20 protein-coding genes are annotated in these 19810 nt (G+C 58.0%); 14 read left to right on the top strand and 6 right to left on the bottom strand.

Features of this window, described 5'->3' with window-relative positions; translation table 11 throughout:
- Positions 1-4: 4 nt before the first annotated feature.
- The gene (gene selD, locus ACR0BI_RS14100) at positions 5-2164 is read left to right on the top strand and encodes a selenide, water dikinase SelD (RefSeq protein ID WP_480562350.1); all 2160 of its coding nucleotides are present in this window, start codon (positions 5-7) and stop codon (positions 2162-2164) included.
- On the opposite strand, the gene mnmH is transcribed toward selD, so the two are convergent.
- Positions 2155-3207 carry a tRNA 2-selenouridine(34) synthase MnmH gene (gene mnmH, locus ACR0BI_RS14095; protein WP_480562351.1) on the bottom strand — a complete coding sequence of 351 codons (1053 nt, stop codon included), beginning with the start codon at positions 3205-3207 and terminating at the stop codon, positions 2155-2157. The two genes, selD and mnmH, sit on opposite strands and share 10 nt — an antisense overlap.
- Before the next feature lie 151 nt (positions 3208-3358).
- Between mnmH and ACR0BI_RS14090 the strand changes: the two genes are divergently transcribed.
- Positions 3359-5011, top strand: a complete 1653-nt coding sequence (locus ACR0BI_RS14090; RefSeq protein ID WP_480562352.1) for a tetratricopeptide repeat-containing sulfotransferase family protein — start codon at positions 3359-3361, stop codon at positions 5009-5011.
- Positions 5012-5062: 51 nt separating this feature from the next.
- Here the strand turns inward: ACR0BI_RS14090 and ACR0BI_RS14085 are convergent, their stop codons facing one another.
- Positions 5063-6646: a bifunctional metallophosphatase/5'-nucleotidase gene (locus ACR0BI_RS14085; RefSeq protein ID WP_480562353.1), complete on the bottom strand. Its 1584-nt coding sequence runs from the start codon at positions 6644-6646 to the stop codon at positions 5063-5065.
- 108 nt (positions 6647-6754) lie between these two features.
- On the opposite strand from ACR0BI_RS14085, the gene ACR0BI_RS14080 reads away from it, so the two are divergent.
- From ACR0BI_RS14080 to arsC, 4 genes are read left to right on the top strand one after another with little or no spacing between them, the layout of a single operon-like run.
- Complete coding sequence (locus tag ACR0BI_RS14080; protein WP_480562354.1) at positions 6755-7093, top strand: DUF952 domain-containing protein; 339 nt, start codon at positions 6755-6757, stop codon at positions 7091-7093.
- Positions 7090-7521: a DUF1330 domain-containing protein gene (locus ACR0BI_RS14075; RefSeq protein ID WP_480562355.1), complete on the top strand. Its 432-nt coding sequence runs from the start codon at positions 7090-7092 to the stop codon at positions 7519-7521. Before ACR0BI_RS14080 ends, ACR0BI_RS14075 begins: the two co-directional genes overlap by 4 nt.
- On the top strand, positions 7518-8576 hold the full coding sequence (locus ACR0BI_RS14070) for a quinone-dependent dihydroorotate dehydrogenase (RefSeq protein WP_480562356.1): 1059 nt from the start codon (positions 7518-7520) through the stop codon (positions 8574-8576). Before ACR0BI_RS14075 ends, ACR0BI_RS14070 begins: the two co-directional genes overlap by 4 nt.
- Positions 8573-8914 carry an arsenate reductase (glutaredoxin) gene (gene arsC, locus ACR0BI_RS14065; RefSeq protein ID WP_170420902.1) on the top strand — a complete coding sequence of 114 codons (342 nt, stop codon included), beginning with the start codon at positions 8573-8575 and terminating at the stop codon, positions 8912-8914. The genes ACR0BI_RS14070 and arsC overlap by 4 nt, the downstream gene beginning before the upstream one ends.
- Here arsC and ACR0BI_RS14060 read toward each other — a convergent pair.
- From ACR0BI_RS14060 to ACR0BI_RS14050, 3 genes are read right to left on the bottom strand one after another with little or no spacing between them, the layout of a single operon-like run.
- Positions 8911-10227, bottom strand: a complete 1317-nt coding sequence (locus ACR0BI_RS14060) for an MATE family efflux transporter (protein ID WP_170391909.1) — start codon at positions 10225-10227, stop codon at positions 8911-8913. The two genes, arsC and ACR0BI_RS14060, sit on opposite strands and share 4 nt — an antisense overlap.
- A 2-nt stretch (positions 10228-10229) precedes the next feature.
- Positions 10230-10748 (bottom strand): PaaI family thioesterase, encoded by a 519-nt coding sequence (locus ACR0BI_RS14055; protein WP_170391910.1) that lies wholly within the window; start codon positions 10746-10748, stop codon positions 10230-10232.
- Between the two features lies 1 nt (position 10749).
- A complete protein-coding gene (locus ACR0BI_RS14050; protein WP_010438901.1) occupies positions 10750-11169 on the bottom strand; it encodes a PaaI family thioesterase in 420 nt (139 codons plus the stop codon).
- Between the two features lie 117 nt (positions 11170-11286).
- On the opposite strand from ACR0BI_RS14050, the gene ACR0BI_RS14045 reads away from it, so the two are divergent.
- The 8 genes from ACR0BI_RS14045 (at position 11287) to ACR0BI_RS14010 (ending at position 18891) form a co-directional block, all read left to right on the top strand.
- Positions 11287-11655: a MerR family transcriptional regulator gene (locus tag ACR0BI_RS14045; RefSeq protein ID WP_170391912.1), complete on the top strand. Its 369-nt coding sequence runs from the start codon at positions 11287-11289 to the stop codon at positions 11653-11655.
- Between the two features lie 172 nt (positions 11656-11827).
- Positions 11828-12229 (top strand): MerR family transcriptional regulator, encoded by a 402-nt coding sequence (locus tag ACR0BI_RS14040; RefSeq protein ID WP_039536426.1) that lies wholly within the window; start codon positions 11828-11830, stop codon positions 12227-12229.
- Positions 12230-12267: 38 nt separating this feature from the next.
- Positions 12268-14049 (top strand): acyl-CoA dehydrogenase C-terminal domain-containing protein, encoded by a 1782-nt coding sequence (locus ACR0BI_RS14035; protein WP_480562357.1) that lies wholly within the window; start codon positions 12268-12270, stop codon positions 14047-14049.
- A gap of 53 nt (positions 14050-14102) precedes the next feature.
- Positions 14103-14315, top strand: coding sequence for a hypothetical protein (locus ACR0BI_RS14030; RefSeq protein WP_170391916.1), 213 nt, complete (start codon positions 14103-14105; stop codon positions 14313-14315).
- A gap of 31 nt (positions 14316-14346) precedes the next feature.
- The gene (locus ACR0BI_RS14025) at positions 14347-14985 is read left to right on the top strand and encodes a glutathione S-transferase family protein (protein ID WP_480562358.1); all 639 of its coding nucleotides are present in this window, start codon (positions 14347-14349) and stop codon (positions 14983-14985) included.
- Positions 14986-14997: 12 nt separating this feature from the next.
- Positions 14998-16209 (top strand): acetyl-CoA C-acetyltransferase, encoded by a 1212-nt coding sequence (locus ACR0BI_RS14020; protein WP_170625318.1) that lies wholly within the window; start codon positions 14998-15000, stop codon positions 16207-16209.
- The gene (locus ACR0BI_RS14015; RefSeq protein WP_170391922.1) at positions 16209-16697 is read left to right on the top strand and encodes a cupin domain-containing protein; all 489 of its coding nucleotides are present in this window, start codon (positions 16209-16211) and stop codon (positions 16695-16697) included. Before ACR0BI_RS14020 ends, ACR0BI_RS14015 begins: the two co-directional genes overlap by 1 nt.
- Positions 16690-18891, top strand: coding sequence for a 3-hydroxyacyl-CoA dehydrogenase NAD-binding domain-containing protein (locus ACR0BI_RS14010; protein WP_480562359.1), 2202 nt, complete (start codon positions 16690-16692; stop codon positions 18889-18891). Before ACR0BI_RS14015 ends, ACR0BI_RS14010 begins: the two co-directional genes overlap by 8 nt.
- 53 nt (positions 18892-18944) lie before the next feature.
- Here the strand turns inward: ACR0BI_RS14010 and ACR0BI_RS14005 are convergent, their stop codons facing one another.
- Positions 18945-19721 carry a Hint domain-containing protein gene (locus tag ACR0BI_RS14005; RefSeq protein WP_255611709.1) on the bottom strand — a complete coding sequence of 259 codons (777 nt, stop codon included), beginning with the start codon at positions 19719-19721 and terminating at the stop codon, positions 18945-18947.
- Positions 19722-19810 lie beyond the last annotated feature (89 nt).

Genomic DNA, 19810 nt, shown 5'->3' with positions numbered 1-19810 from the left:
ACCCATGCACACACCTCTGCTGCCCCTAACCCGCGATCTGGTTCTGATAGGCGGAGGACACACGCACGCGCTGCTGCTGCGCAAATGGGGCATGAAACCGCTGTCCGGCGCGCGGGTTACGTTGATAAACCCCGGTCCCACCGCACCCTATTCGGGCATGTTGCCAGGATTTGTCGCTGGTCACTATCAGCGGTGGGAGCTTGATATTGATTTGGTGCGTCTGGCCCGCTTTGCCGGTGCGCGGGTGATACTGGGCGCAGTTGAAGGTATTGACCCGGACACACGCCAAATCCATGTGCCCGGACGCCCGCCGGTGGCGTTTGACGTGGCCTCGGTCAATGTCGGGATCACCTCGGATATGCCAGCATTGCCGGGATTCGCCGAGCATGCCGTTCCGGCCAAGCCGCTCGGCCTCTTCGCCGCGCAATGGCAAAGCTATCTTTCAGGGACGGGCCGCGCCTCGGTCGCGGTGATCGGTGGTGGCGTTGCGGGAGTAGAGCTAGTCATGGCGATGGCCCATGCACTGCGTTCCAAAGGACGTGAAGCGCAGGTTACGTTGATCGACAGTGCAACAGCCCTTACAGCGACTGTCCCGAAGGCATCCGCCACCATCCGGCAGGCGATGGCGCACCTGGGGATCGAAGTTCTGGAAAACACATCAATCCAGAAGATTTCTGCGGGCGAAATCGAGCTAACGGACGGTCGCCAGATACCAGCCGATTTCATCACCGGTGCTGCAGGCGCGCGGCCCTATGAGTGGATATCCAATACCGGCCTCGCGCTGCATGACGGTTTCATCAAAGTGAACGCGTCCCTGCAATCCAGCGATCCGGCGATTTTCGCCGCGGGAGATTGCGCCCATCTGTCCGAGAACCCGCGCCCCAAGGCAGGGGTCTACGCAGTGCGCGAGGCACCAATATTGTATGACAATTTGCGCGCCGCGCTAGGGTCTGGGAAAATGCGGCGCTATATGCCGCAGAAGGATTACCTGAAACTCATCTCTCTGGGTGGAAAATCCGCACTGGCCGAGCGATTGGGAACATCATTCAGCGGGCCGCTCATGTGGCAATGGAAAAACCATATCGATCAGAAGTTCATGAACCGGTTCCGTGAACTGCCCCAAATGCCCACCACCGCATTGCCCCGTCATCACGCAGCAGGGCTGCAAGAGGCGTTGGGAGAAAAACCAATGTGCGGCGGGTGTGGTGCAAAGGTGGGTCGAGGCGCTTTGCGGGCCGCATTGCAGGAGTTGCCGCAGCTCGACAGGCCCGACATTACACCCCTGCCCGGTGACGATGCGGCGGTGCTGCTAACCGGTGGCACGCGACAGGTTATGACATCGGATCACTTACGCAGCTTCACCAACGATCCCGCCTTGATGACGCGTATCGCCGCTGTCCACGCGCTTGGTGATATCTGGGCAATGGGCGCTCGTCCGCAGGCTGCCACAGCAACGATCATCCTGCCGCGCATGTCAGCTGAGTTGCCGCAGCGCACAATGGCTGAGATCATGCATATTGCCAGCGACGTCATGCACCAAGCCGGGGCTGAGATCGTCGGCGGCCATAGCTCAATGGGTGACGAAATGACCATCGGGTTCACTCTGACCGGGCTCTGTGATGCTGAACCGATCACGCTGGGTGGCGCAAAACCTAATGACGCTTTGATCCTGACAAAGCCGTTGGGCAGCGGTGTTTTGATGGCGGCCGAAATGGCGGGCAAGGCGGAAGGCGCCTGGGTCGCGGCAGCTTTCGCGCAAATGATACAGCCGCAGGGTGAGGCGTCCCGCATCCTGAAAAATGCCCATGCGATGACGGATGTCACCGGTTTTGGTCTGGCGGGTCACCTGCAAGGGGTATGCGAAGCATCTGGCTGCGGGGCAACCCTGTCTTTGGACGCGATTCCAGCTCTGGAAGGTGCGGCAGAGCTCAGTGATCAGGGCATTCGATCTACAATCTACACCGACAACCGTGCCATCGCCCTAGGCCTTCCGACCGGCGGCAAGGCGGATTTATTATTCGATCCTCAGACTGCGGGAGGTCTCTTGGCGGCCGTCGATGCCAACGAAGCCGAGCAAGTATGCTCGGAACTACGTGCCGCCGGTTACCCTGCCGCCCTGATTGGTCACATCGACGCGACAACAGGCCTGCGTGTTCACAGCTGATCCAGAACATTCTTGATCCGAGCCGCCGTGGCCGACAGCCCGGCATCATCAAGTGACGGTGCCTCAATCTGCGCGATCACTTCGGCACGCTGCGCCTTACGCGATTTGGCATAGGCCGGGTCGTAATGCTGTTCCATCAATGCCTGTGTCAGTCCACGCTTGTCGCCGGCATTGATCAATTCCAGCCAACCATCCACAACCTCATGACCGCGATGAATGCGCAGTGGAGACAATCGATCACGTAGCCGTTCGCTATCCGACAGGATGTCATCGTAGGCAGACACCAGATACGCGGTGCGCGCAGCAATCGGTGCTGTGATCTGGATGCGAGGTGCAGAACACAAGGCCGACCACAGGCTGGGCGGGAGGATCAGGTTTCCGATCTTGGATGATTCTGCTTCAACAACCACCGGACGCGCTGCATCCAGCTCGCCCAAGGAAGCGGCAAGCGCGGATTCGAAGGCTTTCTGACTGGGTTGCCCGCCCGGCATTTCGCCCAGCAATGAACCTCGGTGATTGGCCAGCCCTTCAAGGTCCAGGACTTGCGCGCCTTGCGCCTTTAGATGACCCAATAAGTCCGTCTTAGCCGTCCCGGTATAGCCATCCAGCGCGACCAATCGATATGACAACACTTCATCATAGAGGAACTGCTTTACCAGTCGGCGATAGCTGCGATAGCCGCCTTCAACCACCTCGGCGCGCCAGCCGATTTGTTGCAACATCCAGGTAAATGATCCTGATCGCTGCCCGCCACGCCAGCAATAGACCAGCGGTTTCCAGTCGCCCTCATGATGGCTCAGGTGATCCTCGATATGGCCTGCCGCGTTGCGAAACACCAGCGCAGCACCCAGCTTGCGGGCCAGAAACGGGCTTTGCTGGACGTAGATAGTACCGACCCGTGCCCGTTCTTCATTGTTCAGAACCGGCAGATTGATAGCGCCCGGCATATGGTCTTCGGCGAACTCAGCCGGGCTACGCACGTCGATAATCGTATCAAACGTGTAGTTGTAGAATTGCTGCAGGCTGGAGACTTTCAAAACCATATCAACGGTCTATCCCGCATGGTGCCGGAAGAAAACCCAAGCCGCCGTTGAAGGTACCAGACCATAATACTGAACAGCCATTGCAAACCATCTTCGCTTGGGTAATGAACCATCGATACTGGTTTCTTATTGGCATGGGACGTGCGCACAAATGGCACAGCAGACCGCAAATTCCCTCAAGAGCAAAGCATTGGCTGATCTGGAGACAGGGAAGTTGCCGCAGGCCTTGAAAAAAGCGCAGCTTGGCATCAAGAAACACCCCAAGGATGCCGATTACCAAGCAATCGCAGGCTTTGTCCTGACCGAGATGAAGCGGTACAAGCAATCCATTCCACACTTCGCTGAAGCATCGCGAATGAAACCGGACGATGCTCAATTTGTCGAAAACCTCGCCAACGCGTTAATGCAGACAGGTCAAATTCCGCGTGCGCTATCCTATGCCGAGCAGAAACTTGAACGCTTCCCGAATAACAAAGAACTGGTCCGCGTCATTGATGAAATTCAACTCAAGGGACAGAATTGGCGCCTGATCATCGACCATACGACGAACAAACTGGAAAAAGACCCTGACAATGCAGATTTGCTTTGGTTGCGGGCCCGCGCCTACGGAGAGGTCGGATTCTCCGATCACAGCTCTCAGGACATTGCCCGCGCTTATGGGATCGCATCTGAAAATGAAAAAATCGCATTGTCAAAAGCCGTAGACTTGTATCAATCGGGCGACAAAGAGGGCTCAAAAACCATTTTGCGCGCTGTACTCGAGAGAAACAAGTTTTGCGCGGCGGCACTCTACCAAATGTCTCTAATGGTGGACAATGACCATGCCGAGAGCCTTGCGCGTGCTGTCGACACCGCAATTTCAGAAAGTGATCACGCCAACTCGGTGCTTGAATTCGCAAAGGCGCACTTGATCTCCAAACGTGATGGGCTGTTCTCGGCGCTCCCCCACTTTGCGCGGGCCAATGCCATTCAACACAACGTGAATCCCTATGACAGTACGCAAGAAGAGAAACGGTTCAAAGAAATCAGCGCGTTTTTTCCCCTGAATGTACCCCCTGCGACAGCAGGCGTAAGCGATGGGCCCAAGCCGATATTCGTGGTCGGACAGCCACGATCAGGCACAACACTGATGGAAATGATGCTTAGTTCGGCACCGGATATCGCCGGCTGCGGAGAGCTGACGATTGCAGGTGAATTATCCCAGAAGGTCAGAGAGAGCGGCAAACCATTTGACGCAGACGCAGCTGCTGAATGTGCAGCAGAGTTTCGCAGGCTGATGCCACCCTTACCCGAAAGTTCGACCGCATTCGTTGACAAGATGCCACATAACTATCAGCGGCTCGGCTTCATAATGTCAGCGTTCCCGAATGCCCGCGTGATCAACATGTTGCGCGATCCAAGGGATGTGGGGCTATCAAAATGGATCAGGCGTTTTCACTCACCGGGTATGCGCTATGCATCCAATCTTGAATCGATTGCCCACTCAGCCAACCTGTACCGGTGCTATCTTTCTCATTGGGAAAAGCTGTTCGGTGATCGTATTCTGACGGTTCGATATGAGGACCTGGTAGTCGACCCCAAAACCTGTATCCAACAAGTCGCCGCCTTCTGCGGTATCGACTGGGATGAGCGGATGATGACCCCTGAGAAAAATACCATGAAAGTCCGCACCGCCAGCACCGATCAGGTGCGCAAGAAAATCTCAACCGGGTCAATTGGTGGCTGGCAAGAGGTTGCGGATCAAATTCAGCCGATGTTGGATGGGCTGGATCAGGCGTTGTGGCCCGAATACAGGTTCGATTGACCAAAAAAAGGCCGCCCCGAGAGACGGCCTTTTTTTGCTTCTCCGGTCACATCACTTCTGTTTGATGCGCCCGTCCAGATAAGGCTGATACGGGGCGTTCTCGGCTAGATACTCCGCCGTAACATCCGCCAGATCAGGCCCGAAATCATAGGCGTTCTTGTCATCACCTGAGAACACAGAGTAACCATCGCCGCCATTGCGGACATAGTTGTTTGTCACCACCAGATATGTCGCCGCGGGATCAATAGCTTCGAAACCGCCATCCTTGGCGACCATGACCTCAACAATCCGGCCCTCATTCGGGGCAACCGATGGATCCCAGGTAAATGTCATTCCTGCCACCTGAGGGAAGCGGCCTTTGACCTCTTCAACTTGGCTCACCCCATTTTCAAGCGCGTCGATGACACCCTGACCGCTGATCTCGAAAGTCGAGAGCGTGTTCTGGAACGGCAGAACCGTCAGCACCTCACCCATGGTCACTTCGCCTTCATCGATCGAAGCACGCAACCCACCCGCGTTGGCGATCGCGATCTGAGCGCCCTGATCCGCCACACGGGCAAGCATGGCATCCGCAACCAGATTGCCCATTTCGCATTCCTGCACACGGCAAACATCACGCGAGCCTTCGATGGTTGCGCCAGAATTGGCCACCACACGCTGTTTCATCTCTTCAATCGGGGCACCCATCTCCGCAACGCGCGCCGCGATATCCGCGTCCGGCGTGACCGAGGCGTCCAGCAGGATCGGCTCACCCTCTGCCGAAATCAGGTTGCCGTCATCGTCGAAGGTCAGCGTGATCTCACCCAGGTATTTCGAATAGGCATAGGCCTGCACGACCGGAACATCACCAACCATCGTCGGATACGCACCTGCGGCGTCCTCATCCGTGTTCGACAGCAAGGTGTGCGAGTGTCCGCCAACCACCAGATCCAGTCCCGGCACTTTCTCGGCGATCTCGATATCTTTGGGCAGACCCACATGGGTCAGCGCGATGATGATGTTCACGCCCTCGTCCTGCAGGGCAGCCACATCGGCCTGAAGGCTTTCGATCTCATCCTGAAAGACGACATCTTTGCCGGGACTCGAAGTTTCAACGGTATCCGTGGCCAGCGCTGAGATGATGCCAACTTTCTGACCGCCGACATCCAATACGACGTGGTTGTCCACTTTGCCTTTCAGTTCCGCCGACGAAGACAGGTCCAGATTACCTGAAATCACTGGGAAACTGACCGCGTCAACGAAAGCGGCCAAACCTGCGGGGCCGTCGTCGAATTCGTGGTTGCCTACCGCCATCACGTCGTAGCCGATCGCTTCCATGAACTCGGCTTCGGCTGCACCCTTGTAGGTGGTGTAGAACAACGAGCCCTGAAACGGATCGCCAGCGTCCAGCAGCAGGACATTTTCATCTGCCAGTTCGCCGCGCTTTGAATCCACCATGGTCTTCAGGCGCGCGACGCCGCCAAAGCACTTGCCCTCGGCCTCACCTTCCGCGTCGCAGGTCGAGTCGTATTTGTTGATCGACTCGATGCGGCTGTGAATGTCGTTCGTATGCAGAATCGTAAGCTTGTATTCGGCAGCCGCCATACCGGCGCTGAGCCCCAATACCGCAGCCGAAGCCAGAAAACGCGTGAACATCTTGAAACTCCCTGTGATTGTTTTGCGCGATGGTGCGCGTTGCGCGACGAAGAGTCAAAGGGGGAAATCCAGCTTGATTCTACCCGTCGCGCGGGGCATCAGGGCTTTATGCTGATTTACAAGATTTTCCGCGCCGACGAATGGGCGACCCTGCAGGCGCAAGGGGCCTCGGATGGCGCGCCGATTGATGTGTCGGACGGGTTCGTTCATTTCTCAACCGCAGAACAGGCCGCTGAAACCGCAGCCAAGCATTTTGCCGGGGTCGAGGGCTTGACCCTCCTGGCCTGTGATAGCCAAGCAATGGGCGATGATCTGAAATGGGAGGTCTCGCGCGGCGGCGCATTGTTCCCCCATCTCTACCGACAGATTCGAATGTCGGATGTGGTCTGGTCACGCGATCTGCCCTTTGACGGTCAGGCGCACCAGTTCCCGCAGGAGATGGAATGACACGCTTCATCGATCCCGAACGCGAACAGTTCGAGGCGTTTAAGGCCCTCGATCGAGACCATCCTATCGAGATGCTCAATCTGGTGAAGTTTCGCGAAACAGCTCAGTATCCGTCCGATCACGCACTGGCCGGCGCACATCTGACCGGCGCACAGGCCTATGGCAAATACGGGTCTGAAACCGCGCCTATCGTCGCCCGCATAGGAGCGTCGATCCTTTGGCGCGGCGCATTTCAGACTATGCTGATCGGTCCACAAAATGAGGCTTGGGATGCTGTGTTCATCGCCCGCTACCCCACCGCCCACGCATTTCTTGAGATGGTGACCGACCCTGCCTATCGCGCCGCGGTGATACACGGGCAGGCCGCCGTTGAAACCTCGCGCCTGATACGTTGCGCGCCGACAGAGGGTGGAGATTCCTTCGGATGAAACTGACCGAAAAACTTGGGCTCGCTGCGCTGCACCGTCTTGACCCGGAAACCGCGCATGGGCTTTCGATCAAGGCCCTGACCTCGGGGCTTGCACCGACGCCTGGGCCGGTCACATCGGACCGGCTGAAGACCCGAGTCGCGGGTCTGGATTTGCCCAACCCCGTCGGACTGGCCGCAGGGTTTGACAAAAATGGCGAAGCACTGTTGCCGCTTTCACGCGCCGGGTTCGGGTTTATCGAAGTCGGGGCGGTGACACCCCGTCCGCAGCCCGGCAATCCTAAACCGCGCTTGTTCCGCCTGACCGAAGATCGCGCCGCCATCAACCGCTTTGGCTTCAACAACGAGGGAATGGAGGTCATGGCCGCGCGTCTGGCGCAGCGTCCAAAGGACGCGGTGATCGGTTTGAACCTTGGGGCCAACAAAGACAGTGATGATCGGCCCGGAGACTTCGCAAAAGTGCTTGCCCAATGCGCTGCGCATTTGGACTTTGCCACCGTCAACGTGTCCTCGCCCAATACCGAAAAGCTGCGAGATTTGCAGGGCAAAGCGGCGCTAACTGCGTTGCTGAGCGGTGTGATCGAAACCCGAAACGCCCTGCCCCGCCCGATCCCGATCTTCCTGAAGATCGCCCCGGATCTAACTGAGCACGAATTGCAGGATATCGCCGCTGTCGCCCGTGAAACCGGCGTGGACGCGGTGATCGCCACCAACACCACACTGTCGCGCGATGGCCTGCGCAGTGCGCACAAGGATCAGGCCGGAGGCCTGTCCGGCGCGCCGTTATTCGAGAAATCGACGCGGGTGCTGGCGCAGCTCAGCCATTTGACGGGCGCAGATATCCCGTTGATCGGGGTCGGCGGCATCAGCACGGCAGAACAGGCCTATGCCAAGATCTGCGCCGGAGCGTCCGCAGTGCAGTTCTACACGGCGATGGTCTATGGCGGGATTTCCCTGGCCGCTGACATCGCGCAGGGGCTGGATGCATTGCTGGCACGCGACGGCTTCGCCTCGGTCGCACAGGCGGTGGGCAGCAAACGAGAGGACTGGCTATGATCGAATACTGGCACAATCCGCGCTGTTCCAAATCCCGCGCGGGGTTGGCGTTGCTGCAGGAAAACGGCGCAGATCCTGAGGTGCGCAAATACCTCGAAGACGCGCCCTCGGCCGATGAAATCCGGACGGTTCTGGCCAAGCTGAATATCCCGGCGATCAGCATGATGCGCACCGGAGAGAAAACGTTCAAAGAGCTTGGTCTGGCCAAGACCTCGCCCGATGAGGAGCTTGTTCAGGCCATGGCCGAACACCCGATCCTGATCGAACGTCCGCTGGCCATCGCGGGCGACAAAGCCGCTATCGGACGCCCGCCCGAGAACCTGCTGGACTTGCTTTAGGCGATCTGTGCCTCAAGTCGTGGATAGCGCCAACCAAGCGTAAGGCCCCGTGCGATGTTCAACACCATCAGCGCGGCCCAAAGCCCATGATTGCCCATCGTTGGCACCAGCACGAACAACGCAACCACGTACAGCGCGACTGACTGGATCATCGCGTTGCGCATATCGCGGGTCCAGGTGGCGCCGATATAGATACCGTCGAACATCCAGCTTGCCACTCCGATGATCGGTGCCAGAGCAGCCCAGAGCAGATACTCGCGTGCCGTCATACGAACTTCAGGCGATGTCGACATCAGATCGATCAGCGCGGGCCCTGCCAGGTAAAACACCAGCCCAAGCCCGATGGCCCCGCCAACGCCCCATTGCGAAGCCATGACCGACGCGCGCCGGACCTTCCGGCGGTCACGAGCACCGACGGCTCCTCCAACAAGAGCTTCTGCCGAGAAAGCAAAGCCGTCCAAAGCGAACGCGGTGATTTCGAGAAACTGCAATAACACCTGATTGGCCGCCAAATTCACGTCGCCCAGATCGGAACCGACAAACAAAAACGTGGTGAATGCTCCGGTCAACAGAACCGAGCGCACCATGATATCGCCATTCACCTGCATCATCCGGCGCAGCCGTGCGGCATCAAAAATACGCGGCCAATCCCGCCATTGCTTGCCGCCAAACGCATCACCACAAAGCCACAAACCCAGGGCAAGACCCGTCCACTCGGCAATCAGTGTCGCGATGGCAACGCCCTCGACACCCCAGCCCAGGCCAAGCACAAACCATAGATCCAGCGCTATATTCAGCCCATTCATCCATATCTGCAGGATGAATACACCTCGCGTGCGTTCGACTGCGATCAGCCAGCCTGTCACCGCATAAAGGGCAATCGTGGCCGGAGCGCCCCAGATGCGAATCTCCAGATAGGCGCGCGTCAGAGACTCGACTTCGGCGCTGGCGGGCGACAGTGCAAAAGCTCCAAGGAATACCCAAACCTGCGCGGCAATGAAGACCAATCCTGCTGTTCCGCCCAGCAGCAAGCCTCGCATGAGCAACGCTCCGGTTTCTGCAGTGTCACCTGCACCGCGCGCCTGTGCCGCCAGCCCGGTGGTGCCCATCCGCAGAAAGCCGAAAATCCAGTAGATCGCAGACAGGATCACCGCACCCATGCCCACAGCCCCGATGGGGGCGGCCTGCCCCATCTGACCGACAACGCCGGTATCCACTGCCCCGAGGATCGGTACGGTCGCGTTTGACAGCACGATCGGCAACGCGATTTTCAAAACGCGCCGATGGGTAATGGGCGCTGAGGCGTCCTCCATCCTTAGTCTTTCGATGTCGGAGATTGCGGCATCAGGAAGTGCCCCGTACCTTGCGCAAAGAGTTTGGCGTGATTGTCTTGCCAGGCTTCGACCCGGACAGAGGCATAACGTCGACCCGAGCGGTTGATGAAAGCGCGCGCATAGGCGTCTCGCGGCAGGCCCGACCGCAGGTAGTCGACCGTGAAGTCGATGGTTTTGGGAAAGCGGATATTCACGTCAGTCAGGATGTCCTCCGCACCGATCTCACCGCTTTCAATCCTGGGAAACATATGTTCCCAACTCAGCGTGATTACGGCAGTGACTTCCAGAAACGCCGCTGTCACCCCACCGTGGATAGCGGGTAGAAAAGGATTACCGATCAACTTCTCATCGAAATTCAGAACGCCTGTCAGTTCGTCCCCCCGCCGGTCGAATGTTATATTGAGGAACCGAATATACGGCACACCTTCGACCAGCGCGGTCAATGCGGCATCACGGCGTTGCTTGACCACCTGCATAGGTTCTGGGCGAGGTCTTGCCATCTCAGCGACCCTCCACAGTGAAGGCACCTGAAGCGGTGGCAACGGGACGGTCGCTGTCATCATCCGTCGCCGTCGCCCGCACAAAAGCCACGTTGCGCGTGATGTGATAGCAGGTCGCGCGGGTCCGGATACTTTGACCCGGCGTTGCGGCCCGCATGTAATCAATACGCAGATCGATGGTGGCGGTTCCTCCCGGGGCCGAGGGGTGGCTCATCACTGCGGCACCGCAACAGGTATCCAGCATGGCCGACACAGCCCCGCCATGGATCACGCCAGTCCGAGGGTCGCCGATCAGTTGCTCGTTATAGGGCATCGAGATTTCAGCCTCGCCCTCTCCGATGTGGGTCAGATCAAGCCCCAAGGCCTTGGCGTGCGGAATCGCCTCGATGAATTGCCGCGCTAAAACTGTCTTATCGACCATGGGGTTGGGTCCTGTCCTTGTACCTGCCCCTTTATGGGCCTGCGTTTACACCAAGGGCAAGCCCACCTGTTGCGCTTGCCGCAACGACGCCCTAGGTTGCTGCCAAGGAGACCCGGAATGTCCGACACCCGTTTGTCATTCAAAGAAATGTGCGCCGAGTTCGACGTGACCCCACGCACCCTGCGCTACTATGAGTACATCGAATTGCTGCAGCCTGACCGTGAAGGCAGGTCGCGATTTTATGGGCCTCGTGAATGCGCCCGGATGAAACTGATCATGCGTGGTCGAAAGTTCGGATTTCCTTTGGAAGAGATTCGCCAGTGGCTGCTGATCTACGAAGATCAGGGCAATCAGGCGCAGATGGCGACCTTTATCGAGATGGCCGATCGTCAAATGGAAGAGCTGCGCCAGCAGCGCGCGCAGTTGGATGAAGCAATGGATGCGCTTCAGCAATTGCGCGATCAGACCGTCGGCCTGCTGAAATAGCTCCTTCCCCTACGGCAAGAAAATTGCCGAAACCCCTGCTTACGCGACTGGATGTTACGTCAACTATTTTGTGACGCAGCGTCCGCATTACGTAAACGTCACTTGTGTGTTGTAAAACGCTCATCGACTGCGCAACTCAGATTGCATGACGCCAGTGATGAGAGTTTGAACCATGACCGAAGATCTGCTGACCATCCGTGAAATGTGCGAGACATATGATGTCACGCCCCGCACATTGCGGTTCTACGAGGCCAAAGAGCTTTTGTTTCCGATCCGCGAGGGCCAAAAGCGCTTGTTCACCAAACGGGATCGTGCACGCCTGAAACTGATCCTGCGCGGCAAGCGCTTTGGCTTCAGCCTCGAAGAGATCCGCCAGCTTCTGGACCTGTACCACGTGGGTGACCAGCAGCTGACCCAGATGTCCCGCACTTATGAAATCGCGTGCGAGCGTCTTGCTGACATGGAATCGCGCCGCGAAGAGCTGACGCAGGCCATTGACGAACTGAAAGAGCAGTTGCGCTGGGGCGAAAAGGTTATCGCCTCGATGAAACAGGAAAAGAAGGCCGCCGAATAAGCCCGGCCTTTCGGACATATGAATTAAGGGAGCTTCACATGCCCGTCTATAACGCGCCAACCAAAGATACGCAGTTCATCCTGCACGATGTTCTGAAAGTCTCGCAGTCGGATATCCCCGGCTATGATGAACTGGAGGCCGAGTTTACCGGCGCGGTTCTGGAAGAAGCGGGCAAAGTTGCCACCAATGTGTTGCACCCGCTGAACGTGGTTGGCGACATCGAAGGGTGCCGGTTGGAAAACGGGATTGTGTACACCCCAACAGGTTTCAAAGATGCCTTCGAGCAGATGAAAGAAGGCGGCTGGACTGGCCTCGACATGCCGGAAGAGTATGGCGGCCAGAACATGCCTTATGTGATGGGTACTGCGGTGGGCGAAATGTTCTCGGGCGCGAACCAGGCGTTTGTGATGTATCAGGGCCTGACCCACGGCGCAGCCTCGGCAATCCTCGCGCATGGTTCGGATGAGCAAAAGAACACGTACCTGCCCAACATGGTCAGCTGCGAATGGACCGGCACCATGAACCTGACCGAACCGCATTGCGGTACCGATCTGGGCCTGATGCGCACCAAGGCGGAACCTCAGGGCGACGGTAGCTACAAGATTTCCGGTCAGAAAATCTTTATCTCGGCGGGCGATCACGACATGGCCGACAACATCATTCACCTGGTGCTGGCCAAAATTCCAGGCGGACCCGAGGGCATCAAAGGTGTGTCGCTGTTTATTGTCCCGAAGTTTATCGTGAACGAAGACGGTACTCCTGGCGAGCGTAATGGTGTTTCGGTCGGCAAGATCGAGGAAAAGATGGGCATCCACGGCAACTCGACCTGCGTCATGAACTATGACGAGGCCACCGGCTGGCTGCTGGGCGACGAACACAAAGGCATGCGCGCCATGTTCACGATGATGAACGAAGCGCGTCTGGGTGTGGGCATGCAAGGACTGTCTCAGGCCGAGGCAGCGTATCAAAACGCCGTCGAATACGCCAAAGACCGCCTGCAGGGCCGCGACGTAACAGGTGTGAAGAACCCGGACGGCCCCGCCGATCCGCTGATCGTACACCCCGACATTCGCCGCAACCTGATGGATCAGAAAAGCTTCACCGAGGGCGCACGCGCATTCATCCTGTGGGGCGCAACCATGATCGACAAGGCGCACCGCTCGGGTGACAAGGATGCGGACGGGCTGATCTCGCTGCTGACACCGGTCATCAAGGGCTTCCTGACGGATGAAGGCTACGACATGACCGTTCAGGCGCAGCAGGTCTATGGCGGCCATGGCTACATCGAAGAATGGGGCATGTCGCAATACACCCGCGACGCCCGCATCGCGATGATCTACGAAGGGGCAAACGGCGTTCAGGCGTTGGATCTTGTTGGCCGGAAGCTGGCGCAGGATGGCGGCAAGCATGTCATGGCGTTCTTTGAGATGGTTAAAACCTTCTGCAATGAAAATGCCGGCAAGGATGAAGCTTATGACAAAGCGTTCATCGAACCGCTGAAGGCCGCGTCCAAGGACCTGCAAGCCGCTGGCATGTATTTCATGCAGGAAGGCATGAAGAACCCTAACAACGCGCTGTCCGGTTCGTATGACTTCATGCACATGTTTGGTCATGTTTGCCTGGGCCTGATGTGGGCTCAGATGGCGAAAGCCGCTCGCGAAGCGCTGGATGGTGGCGCCTCGGACAAAGAGTTCTACGAGACCAAGATCAATACCGGTCGCTTCTACATGGCCCGTCGCCTGCCCGCGACAGCCATGCATTTGGCGCGCATCCAAACCGGAGCGGACACGGTAATGGCGCTGGACGCAGCGAACTTCTGATCTCAGTGTGGGCTTGGGCGTCGTAGCCCGAACCCACCCTTGGAGGAGACAAGATGCCAAAACGCTTTCGCCTGACCCGCCGCTTTCCCGTCGCCATGACCGAGGATGGCTATCGCAAACTCCGCGGTTTCGCGCGAGAGGCGGGATTGGATGAAGGTGAGGCTTTGTCGTTCCTGTTCGAGAATTTCAATAGCGTGATTGATCACGAGAACCTGACGCACAGATTGCGCATCTTCAACTCCGAGCTGGACGCAAGAAAGCGCTGAACGCGCAATACGCCTTGGGAGGGGCGCCCAAATGACCATCAAACTGCATTGCTTCGGTGAAAGCGGAAACAGCTACAAAGCCGCTCTGGCGCTTGAGATGTCGGGTCTGGAGTGGGAGGCGGTCTTTGTCGACTTTTTCAACGGCGCAACGCGCACCCCTGAATTCCGGGCCGAAGTGAACGAAATGGGCGAAGCACCCGTACTGGTAGATGGCGATTTTCGCACCAGCCAGTCCGGAGCAATTCAGGCCTATGTCACCGAGAAATCCGGAAAATTCGGCGGCAAGGATCGTGACGAAAATTACGAGATTTTCAGATGGGTTCTTTGGGACAACCACAAGCTTAGCTCGATGGCCGGACTGACTCGTTTTCTGATCAACTTCCTGCCCGAAAAGCACCGCAATCCGGATGTTATCGCGTTCAATCAGGGTCGCCTCAAGGCTGCTTATCAGACACTGAACGCCCATCTTGAAGGCCGCGACTGGATCGTTGGTGACGGCGTGACCAATGCCGACATCAGCTGCTGCGGCTACCTCTATTATCCCGAACCATTTGGCTTTGATCGCGCCGACTGGCCCAACATCGATGCCTGGCTGACGCGCCTTGGCGAACAGCCCGGTTGGAAACACCCCTACGACCTGATGCCCGGCAACCCGTCGGATCGAGCTTAAGGAGAAGACCCCATGACCGAAGCTTATATCTATGATGCCCTGCGCACGCCGCGCGGCAAGGGCCGCAAGGATGGCAGCCTGCACGAGGTAACCACGGTGCGCCTGTCCGCCCTGACCCTGAACGCAATGAAAGAGCGCAATAATCTGGAAGGTCACGCCGTCGAGGATGTGATCTGGGGCAACGTCACGCAGGTGATGGAGCAAGGTGGCTGTCTGGCGCGCTCGGCAGTTCTGGCTTCGGATCTAGATGAATCGATCCCCGGTCTGGCGATCAACCGTTTCTGCGCCTCGGGCATGGAAGCTGTTAACTTGGCGGCAAACCAGGTCAAAGGTGGCGCGGGTGAAGCCTATATCGCAGGTGGTGTCGAGATGATGGGCCGGGTGGCCATGGGCAGCGACGGTGCGGCGATTGCCGTCGACCCGTCTTTGGCGATGGAAACCTATTTTGTGCCGCAGGGTATCTCGGCAGATATTATCGCGACCGAATATGGTTTCAGCCGCGATGACGCGGATGCGCTGGCCGTTGAATCTCAGAAACGCGCTGCAGCGGCGTGGGAGGACAACCGGTTCGAGAAATCGGTCATCACAATCAAAGATCAAAACGGCCTGACCATTCTGGACCGCGACGAATATATGCGCCCCGGAACAGATATGCAGAGCCTCGGCGCGCTGAACCCGTCCTTTGCCATGATGGGTGAACAAATGCCGGGCTTCGACAAGGTTGCGATGATCAAATACCCGCATCTTGAGCGGATCAACCACATCCACCACGCGGGCAACAGCTCGGGCATCGTCGACGGTGCGGCGGCTGTGCTGATCGGCAATAAGGAGTTCGGCGAGAAATACGGCCTGAAGCCGCGCGCGCGCATCAAAGCAACTGCCAAGATCGGCACCGATCCGACAATAATGCTGACCGGTCCGGTTCCGGTGACTGAGAAAATTCTGGCCGACAACGGAATGAAAATCGGCGATCTTGACCTTTTCGAAGTGAACGAAGCCTTCGCCTCGGTCGTGCTGCGCTTCCAGCAGGCGTTCGACGTCGATCCGGCGCTGGTGAACGTGAACGGCGGCTCGATCGCGATGGGTCACCCGCTGGGTGCAACCGGCGCGATGATTATCGGTACGCTGCTGGATGAGCTTGAGCGTCAGGACAAGGAAACCGGTCTGGCCACACTCTGCATCGCATCCGGTATGGGCGCGGCAACAATTATCGAGCGCGTCTGATGCCCAAACTGGATCTTTCTCAGATACCGTTCAAAGGCGGTTCATCTTATCCCGGCAAGTTAGCCGAGGCCACCGCGGGTCGTTTTGTCCAGCGCGTCGGAGATGCAGGCGGGCTGACCCAATACGGGGTCAACATCGTGCGTTTGGAGCCCTCGGGGCTATCCTCGCTGCGCCATTACCACATGGAGCAGGACGAGTTTGCCATCATGCTCAGCGGCAAATGCATTCTGATCGATGATGATGGCGAGCATGAGATGCTGCCCGGTGACTGCGCCGCTTGGCCTGCAGGTGAGGCCAATGGCCATCACCTTGTGAACAAAACCGACACGCCCGCAACCTTTCTGGTGGTGGGCACCCGGACCCCGACCGAGACCGGCTATTACAGCGATATAGACATGATGGTGAAAGATGATGAGAACGGATTCTCTTTCACTCGCAAGGATGGCAGCCCGCTGACGGCTGACCAGATTGGAGATGACAATGACTGATTTCACCCTCAGCAAAGACGCCGATGGCGTCGCCTTCATCACCTGGGACGTTCCCGGCAAATCCATGAACGTCCTGTCGCGCGAGGCCTTCACTCTGGTCGGTGATCTGATCGATCAGGCGCTGGCGGATGATGAGATCAAGGGCATCGTTATCACCAGTGGAAAAGAAGGGTCGTTTGCAGGCGGCATGGACTTGAGCACGCTCGCCACGATCCGACAGGAGGCCGGCGACGAACCCGCGCAGGCACTGTTCGATTTCGTCATGAGTGGCCATAACATCCTGCGTCGGCTGGAACTGGCAGGCATGGACCCCAAGTCCAAAAAAGGCGGCAAGCCGGTCGCCTGTGCCATCAACGGCACCTGCGCAGGGATCGGGACCGAGATCGCATTGGCCTGTCATCACCGTGTGATGACCAGCAATCCGAAATCCAAGATCGGCCTGCCTGAGATTCTGCTGGGTATCTTCCCCGGTGGAGGCGGCACCATGCGCTACAGCCGTATGGTCGGCGCAATGGCAGCGGCACCCGTCTTGCTTGAAGGCAAGATGATGGACCCGAAGAAGGCCAAAGGCGCACAACTGATCGACGCGGTGGCGGATGATCCGGTTGCGGCGGCCAAGGAATGGGTACTGAACGCCAAGGAAGCTGATCTGGTAAAGCCGTGGGATGCCAAGGGCTACAAGATGCCCGGCGGCGCACCCTACCACCCCGCAGGTTTCATGACCTTCGTCGGCGCAAGCGCCATGGTGAACGGCAAGACTCAAGGTGCCTTCCCAGCGGCCAAGGCTCTGTTGAGTTCAATCTACGAAGGCGCATTGGTTGACTTTGACACCGCCTTGAAGATTGAGGCGCGCTGGTTCACCAACGTGCTCATGAACCCGTCTTCGTCAGCGATGATCCGGTCGCTGTTTCTGAACAAGGAGGCGCTGGAGAAAGGCGCAGTGCGGCCCAAGGACGTGCCCGATCAGCGGGTCAAGAAGATCGGCGTTCTGGGTGCCGGCATGATGGGGGCTGGTATCGCGCTAGTCTCGGCACAGGCCGGGATGGAGGTCGTTCTGATCGACCGCGATCAGGCGGCTGCCGACAAGGGCAAAGCCTATAGCGAAAGCTACATGGATAAAGGGATCAAGCGCGGCAAAGCGACGGCTGAGAAGAAAGAAGCCCTGTTGGACCGCATTACCGCCACGCCCGATCTGGAGCACCTGAAAGGCTGCGACCTGATCATCGAAGCCGTGTTCGAAGACCCCGGCGTCAAGGCTGAAATGACCAAGAAGGTCGAGGCGATCATCCCCAAGGATTGCATCTTTGCGTCGAACACCTCGACCCTACCGATCACAGATCTGGCCAGGGCCAGCGTACGGCCCGAGCAATTCATTGGCATCCACTTCTTCTCACCGGTCGAGAAGATGTTCTTGGTCGAGATCATCAAAGGCAAGGAGACCGGCGATCGTGCTGTCGCCAAGGCGCTGGACTATGTGCGCCAAATCCGCAAGACACCGATCGTGGTCAATGACGCGCGCTTCTTCTACGCCAACCGCTGCATTATTCCGTACATCAACGAAGGTCTGCGGATGATCACCGAAGGCGTCAGCCCTGTTCTGATCGACAATGCGGCGCGTCAGTTGGGCTTCCCCGTAGGACCCATTCAGCTGAACGACGAAACCTCGATTGACCTGGGGGCCAAGATCGCCCGCGCTACTAAGGCAGCTATGGGCAACGCTTACCCGGAAAATCCGGGCGATGATCTGATCTTTTGGATGGAAGAACAAGGTCGTCTGGGTCGCAAGGCCAATGCAGGATTCTTCGACTATGACGACAAGGGCAAACGTGTCGAGTATTGGAAGGGCCTGCAGGACAAATACCCACATGCCGCAAACCAGCCCGACCTGATCGAAGTGCAGGAACGTCTGATGTTCGCGCAGGTTCTGGAAGCCGTCCGTGCGCTGGAAGAAGGTGTTCTGGAAGATATCCGCGAGGGCGACGTGGGTGCGATACTTGGCTGGGGCTTTGCGCCGTGGTCCGGTGGCCCGCTCAGCTGGTTGGACATCATTGGTACGCCCTACGCCGCCGAACGCTGCGATCAACTTACCGAAGCCTATGGTGAGCGCTTTACCTGCCCGCCGCTGCTGCGCGAGATGGCGGAAAAAGGTCAGAGCTTCTATGGCCGCTTCAACCCCGAAGCACAGGCCGCCTGAACAAAGACAGCAGGCGCATGAGCCCATGCGCCTGCTTCATACTCAAACACCTACTATTGCAGCTGCCATTCAGGCCGCAGGAACAGCGCAGGCATATTGGGCCGCCCCGGTCGCCCGGGTCGACGTACGCCCAATGCAGGTCGGATCGGGAAAATTGGCTCTTGCGGAATGGGTGCAGGTAACGCAGCCAACGGGTTGGTTAAAGCCGAAAGGTTCCCTTTGCCGGTCACGGCCTCGATCAGAAGATCGGCGTGTTCAGCATCCGCGACTTCATAGGCCTCAGGGTTTCGACTTGACCCGGTATTCATGCGACCGGACGGGCAATAAGCCTGAAATCCGCCCTCGATAAAAACCAGCTCATCCTCGTCAAAGAATAATGACGTGACATCGAATGACTGCGCAGGCGTGCTGGACTCAATACGCCCCACCCCGCTGAGCGTTCGAGCTGGAATGATCGAAACCCCCTCGATTCCAACACCAAGCTTGCCTTGATCCAATGCCATACCCTGTTCCGGCATCAGCCAGACTGGGCGCCCATTATAAGCTGCTCGGGATGGCACAAGGATCGGCAGATGCTCGGGCCTGCGTTCGTCTCCCGGCACCACGATCCGGTCGACGCAAACGCGCCTCAGTTCTTTGAACCCATGGTCCCGGGTCCGCACCAGATCGCCTGCAACTAGTCTTTCGACCCGTTTCCAGCCCCCTGTTGTGGACACTTTGGTTCCGTGCAGCAATCCCCCACGACGCGCTGATGCGGCCTGTCCCACAAAGGCCTGTCGGCCTTTAACTTCACGTTTCGAATACCCCGAAACACTCACTAACTCTAACACGTGCCGTCCCCCTGTTGGCACCTTCACACAACTCAGAAGGTCTTAGAGTTGTGCCTCAATTGGACTTAGTTTTGCCACATTTGAGGCCA

This window comes from Ruegeria sp. E5, from assembly GCF_056534105.1.
Note: the sequence above shows the minus strand (reverse complement) of the source record. Positions and strands in the feature narration are given on the sequence as shown.